This is a genomic window from Mesorhizobium sp. M5C.F.Ca.IN.020.29.1.1 (genome assembly GCF_003997375.1).
In the GTDB taxonomy this organism is placed as follows: Bacteria; Pseudomonadota; Alphaproteobacteria; order Rhizobiales; family Rhizobiaceae; genus Mesorhizobium; species Mesorhizobium wenxiniae.
In genome coordinates this window covers 1-5274 of the sequence record NZ_RZSW01000444.1, presented here as the reverse complement: position 1 = coordinate 5274, position 5274 = coordinate 1, and the positions used below count along the sequence as shown (strand labels likewise).

The following is a 5274-nucleotide window of genomic DNA, read 5'->3' as shown; positions in this document are numbered from 1 at the left end:
GCCGGAAACTGGCCGGCAAAACGCTCGGCACGAGCATCGGTGGCGAGATGCACCGTCCAGCCGCGCCTGATCAGCTCATGCGCCAGCGCCTCGGCCGGGAAGAGATGCCCGCCCGTGCCGCCGGCGGCCAGAAGGATCGAGCCCTTCGACATTTCACTCCGCCGGCATGGCGCGCTGCGACGGTGCGAAGCCCAACTGCTTGCGCTTTTCCGGCCGCTTGCGGGTCAGCGCCAGCACCATGCCCATCGAGATTGCGATGGCGATCTGCGAGGAGCCACCATAGGAGATGAACGGCAAGGTCATGCCCTTGGCAGGCATCAGCTGCAGATTGACGGCCATGTTGATGACAGACTGCAGACCGAAAACGGTGACCAGGCCGCCAACCGCATAGCGGGTGAAATCGTCCTGCTCCTTGAGCGCGGTGCTGAGGCCACGCAGCACGATGAAGGCGAAGATGGTCATGATGAAGAAGCACATGATCAGTCCGAACTCCTCGCCGGCCACCGAGAAGACGAAATCGGCATGGCTGTCGGGTATGACCCGCTTGACGGTGCCCTCGCCCGGCCCGACGCCGAACCAGCCGCCATTGATCAGCGCATCGCGGCCCATGTCGACCTGGAACGTATCGCCCTCGCCGGTCATGAAGCGATCGATGCGGCCGGCGACATGCGGGAACACCGTATAGGCGGCAAACACGCCGCCGATGCCGGCAGCGCCCAGCGCGATGATCCACAGCCATGGCAGTCCGGCCATGAAGAACATCACCCCCCAGGTGCCGAGCACCAGCATTGTCTGGCCGAAATCAGGCTGCGCCACCAGCAGCGAAATGACGAGGGCCAGCAGCAGCATGGCGAACAGATTGCCTGGAATGTCGGGCTGGCGCTTGTGTTCGGCAAACAGCCAGGCGCAGATGACGACGAACGCCGGCTTCAGGAATTCCGACGGCTGGATCGACACGCCGGCGAGCGACACCCAGCGCCGCGCGCCCTTCACCTCGACGCCGATGTAGAGTACCGCCACCATCAGCACCAGCATGACGCACAGCATCGCCAGGGCCATGCGTCTGATCTGCCGCGATTCCAGGAAGGAGACGGCCAGCATCACGCCAAGTGCGGGAATGGTGAAGATGATCTGCCGTGTGGCGAAGTGGAAACTGTCCAGACCGATGCGCTGGGCCACCGCCGGGCTTGCCGCGAAAGACAGTACGATGCCGAGTCCCATCAGCGACAGGAACGCAGCCAGGAACCAGCGATCGACCGTCCACCACCAGGTGGCGACCGGGCTTTTGTCGAGACGGCTTTGCATTATCGTGCCCCTCCGATGAGCTTCACGCCATCAATAGTGCTCGCAGCTTGCCTGAAGGCTTCGCCGCGCACTTCGAAATTCTTGAACTGGTCGAAACTGGCGCAGGCCGGCGAAAGCAGCACCACCACCTCGCCGTTGTCATCATCCTTGGCCGCGTCGCTTGCGGCATGCTCGACTGCTGCGGCCAGCGTGCCGGAGATCTCGTAAGGCACCGCCTCGCCGAGCGTCGCCGAGAAGGCTGGTGCGGCCTCACCGATCAGATAGGCCTTGGCGACGCGCGGAAAGAGGCCGCGCAACGGCTCGATGCCACCCTCTTTCGGCAACCCGCCGGCAATCCAGTAGATGCGCGGAAAGCTGGACAATGCGGGCGCTGCCGCATCGGCATTGGTCGCCTTCGAATCGTTGATGAACAGCACATGGCCCTTGCGGCCGACCTGCTCCATACGGTGCGCCAGCCCGGGAAAGCTCTCCAGTCCCGACTGGATCTCGCCCAGCTCGAGCCCGACCTTGAGGCAGGCGGCGATAGCGGCCAATGCATTCTGCGCATTGTGCTGGCCGCGCAGCGAGCCGATGCCTTCGAGAAACGCAACGCGGCTGTAACGGCCATGCACCGCCTCCATCAGATCGGTGCCGTCGGCGAAATAGCCGTCGGTCAGTGGCAGGCGCTTGGAAATACGGATCACGTGCCGGCCTGCCCGCTCCAGCCGGTCGGCGAGCTGGGCACACCAGGAATCGTCGATACCGACGATTGCCGTTTCGCTGCCGGCCGCCAGCCGTTCCTTGATCGCGGCGTAGTGCTTCATCGTGCCATGACGGTCGAGATGATCCGGCGTCAGATTGAGCAGGACGCCGGCGGTCGGATTGATCGAGGGCGCCAGGTCAATCTGGTAGGAGGAGCATTCCACGACATAATGCCGCCCAGGCTCCGGTGGATCGAGCGTCATCACCGCGCGGCCGATATTGCCGCCCATCTGCGTGTCGCGTCCGGCCGATTTCAGGATATGCGCCGTCAGCGCCGTCGTCGTCGATTTGCCGTTGGTGCCGGTAATAGCGATGAAGGGCACTGCCGGCGCCAGCAACGTCCGTTGCCGGCAGAACAGCTCGATGTCGCCAATGATCTCGACGCCTGAAGCGCGCGCCAGTTCCACTGTCCAGTGCGGCTTCGGATGCGTCAACGGCACGCCGGGCGACAGCACGAAGGCCGAGAACTTCGCCCAGTCGGCGCCGCGCAGATCGCCGGTCGCGATCCCGACGGCCGCGGCATTGGCGACACTGCCGGGATTGTCGTCCCAGGCGAGCACGTCCGCTCCGCCCTCGATCAGCGCGCGCGCCGTGGCGATCCCCGAGCCGCCGAGCCCGAAGAGCGAAACGCGCTTGCCTGCGAAGGATGTGGCGGGGATCAAGCGGCCTCCTATCGGAGCTTCAGGGTCGACAGGCCGACCAGCGCCAGGATGACGGCGATGATCCAGAAGCGGATCACTACCTGACTTTCGGTCCAGCCGAGCTTTTCGAAATGATGGTGGATCGGCGCCATCAGGAACACCCGCTTGCCGGTCATCTTGAAGTAGCCGACCTGTATGATGACCGACAGGATCTCGACGACGAACAGGCCGCCGACGATGACCAGCACGATCTCGTGCTTGGTGGCAACTGCGACCGTGCCGATCAGGCCGCCCAGGGCCAGCGAGCCGGTATCGCCCATGAAGATCGCCGCCGGCGGTGCGTTGAACCACAGGAAGCCGAGGCCAGCGCCGATCACTGCGCCGAGGACCACCGCCAATTCACCGGTGCCAGGCACGAAATGGATCTGCAGATATTCGGCGAACACCGCATTGCCGGAGAGATAGGCGATGACGCCGAAGGACGCCGCTGCGATCATGATCGGCACGATCGCCAGCCCGTCGAGGCCATCGGTCAGATTCACCGCATTGCCGGCGCCGACGATGACCAAGCACGAGAACGGGATGAAGAACCAGCCGAGATTGATGAGAAATTCCTTGGCGAAGGGGAAAGTCAGCGACGACGAGAACGGCGCCTGGCCATTGTGCATGATCACCCAGGCGGCGATGCCGGCGATGGCGAATTCAAGCCCCAGCCGCGCCTTGCCGGAAAACCCAAGATGCGATTGCTTCGTCACCTTGAGATAATCGTCGTAGAACCCGATCGAGCCGAAACCCAGGGTCACCAGCAGCACCACCCAGACATAGATGCTGGACAGGTTCGCCCACAAAAGCGACGAGCCGATGATGCCGCACAGGATCATCAGCCCGCCCATGGTCGGAGTGCCGGCCTTCTTGAAATGCGTCTGCGGCCCGTCGGCGCGGATCGGCTGGCCCTTGCCCTGCCGCAGCCTCAGCGAATTGATGATAGCCGGCCCGAAGATGAAGACGATCAGCGCCGCGGTGATCAGCGCGCCGCCGGTACGGAAGGTTATGTAGCGAAAGACGTTGAAGACCGAGATCTTGTCCGCGAATTCGACGAGCAGTGTGAACATGCGATTCGGTCCCCGGACCTGGCTCTAGGCCTGTTTGGCGGTTGTGGCTACCGCCGGAAATTTGCTGAGCAATGCGTCGACCAATTTGGAGAACCCGATGCCTTTCGACGATTTGATCATCACCACGTCGCCCGGCTTCAGCGCCGACAGAAGCACCAGTTTCAGATCCTCTGCGCCGGCGCGATACTCCGTCTCGATCTCATCAGGAAGGGTGTCGGCCAGCGCCCGCATTTCCGGGCCGGCGAGAAAGACCGTGCGCGTTTCGGTGCCGGCGATGAGATCGGCAAGGGCTGCGTGCAGCTTCGCGGAATGCTCGCCGAGTTCGAGCATGTCGCCGAGCACCGCGATGCGCCTCCCTTCGCCCGACACCGGCGTCGCGTTGAGCAGCGCCATTGCAGCGCTCATCGACGCCGGATTGGCGTTGTAGCTCTCGTCGATCAGCGTGATCGGACCTTTCGGGTGACGCAGCACGTGGCGCTTGCCGCGTCCGCGTTCGGCTGAAAGATCGGCCAGCGCCGTCGCCACCCTGGCGATGTCGGCGCCGACCAGATGCGCGGCGCCCAGCACGGCCAGCACGTTCTGCACCATATGTCGGCCCGGCGCGCCAACCCTGGTGGTGATTTCCTGACCGCCAATCTTGGCGGTGATGATAGAATGATCGGCATGCAGCGCGCATTCGAGCAGTTTGAATGTCGCCCGGGCATTCTCGCCAAAGCCGTAAATGTGCTCGACGCCGGCGGCTCTTGCCATCTTGTCCAGAAGCTTCCAGCGCGGGTCGTCGCGGTTGAGAAGGACAGCACCATCCGGTTCCAACCCCTCGAAAATCTCGGCCTTGGCCCTGGCGATCTCGTCCAGATTGCGGAAGAAGCCGAGATGTGCCGCGGCGATCAGCGTGACGATGGCGACATGCGGCCGGACCATCTTGGCCAGCGGCCGGATCTCGTCGGGATGGTTCATGCCGATCTCGAACACGGCATAGTCGCAATCCACCGGCATCCGCGCCAGCGTCAGCGGGACGCCCCAGTGGTTGTTGAAAGACTGGGCCGATGCGTGCACCTTGCCGACCGCGGACAGCACATGGCGCAGCGCTTCCTTGGTGGTGGTCTTGCCCGCCGAACCGGTCACCGCGATGATCTTGGCGTTCGAGCGCGCGCGGGCGGCCAGCCCGAGCTTTTCCAGCGCGGCCAGCACGTCCTGCACAACGATCATCGGCGCGGTCAGCCGCCCGAGCGACGGCAGCTTGCCCTCGGCGACGACCAGCACGCCGGCGCCGGCCTTGATGGCGGCGGTCGCGAAATCATGGCCGTCCATCGCCTCGCCTTTGATGGCGAAGAAAGCATCGCCCGGCTCAAGGCTGCGGCTGTCGATCGAGATGCCGCTGATACCCTCCGGCATCGGGCCAAGGGGTCGTCCGCCCATGGCGGCGACGAGATCCTCGGAAGTCCACAGAAAGCTCATGCGGCGCGCTCCTGAAG

Annotated in this window: 5 protein-coding genes; all 5 read right to left on the bottom strand. The window is 64.1% G+C overall.

Features of this window, described 5'->3' with window-relative positions:
* Positions 1-152 (bottom strand): glycosyltransferase (locus EOA85_RS26595; RefSeq protein WP_206523374.1); only part of this gene is annotated, 152 nt, incomplete at its 3' end.
* Between the two features lies 1 nt (position 153).
* Positions 154-1305, bottom strand: coding sequence for a putative lipid II flippase FtsW (gene ftsW / locus EOA85_RS26590; protein WP_029351459.1), 1152 nt, complete (start codon positions 1303-1305; stop codon positions 154-156).
* Positions 1305-2708 carry a UDP-N-acetylmuramoyl-L-alanine--D-glutamate ligase gene (gene murD, locus EOA85_RS26585; protein ID WP_127211750.1) on the bottom strand — a complete coding sequence of 468 codons (1404 nt, stop codon included), beginning with the start codon at positions 2706-2708 and terminating at the stop codon, positions 1305-1307. Before murD ends, ftsW begins: the two co-directional genes overlap by 1 nt.
* An 8-nt stretch (positions 2709-2716) precedes the next feature.
* Entirely contained in the window at positions 2717-3799 is a 1083-nt protein-coding gene (gene mraY, locus EOA85_RS26580) for a phospho-N-acetylmuramoyl-pentapeptide-transferase (protein WP_127211749.1), read from the bottom strand.
* A 24-nt stretch (positions 3800-3823) separates the two neighbouring features.
* Complete coding sequence (locus tag EOA85_RS26575) at positions 3824-5257, bottom strand: UDP-N-acetylmuramoylalanyl-D-glutamyl-2,6-diaminopimelate--D-alanyl-D-alanine ligase (RefSeq protein WP_127211748.1); 1434 nt, start codon at positions 5255-5257, stop codon at positions 3824-3826.
* Between the last annotated feature and the right edge of the window lie 17 nt (positions 5258-5274).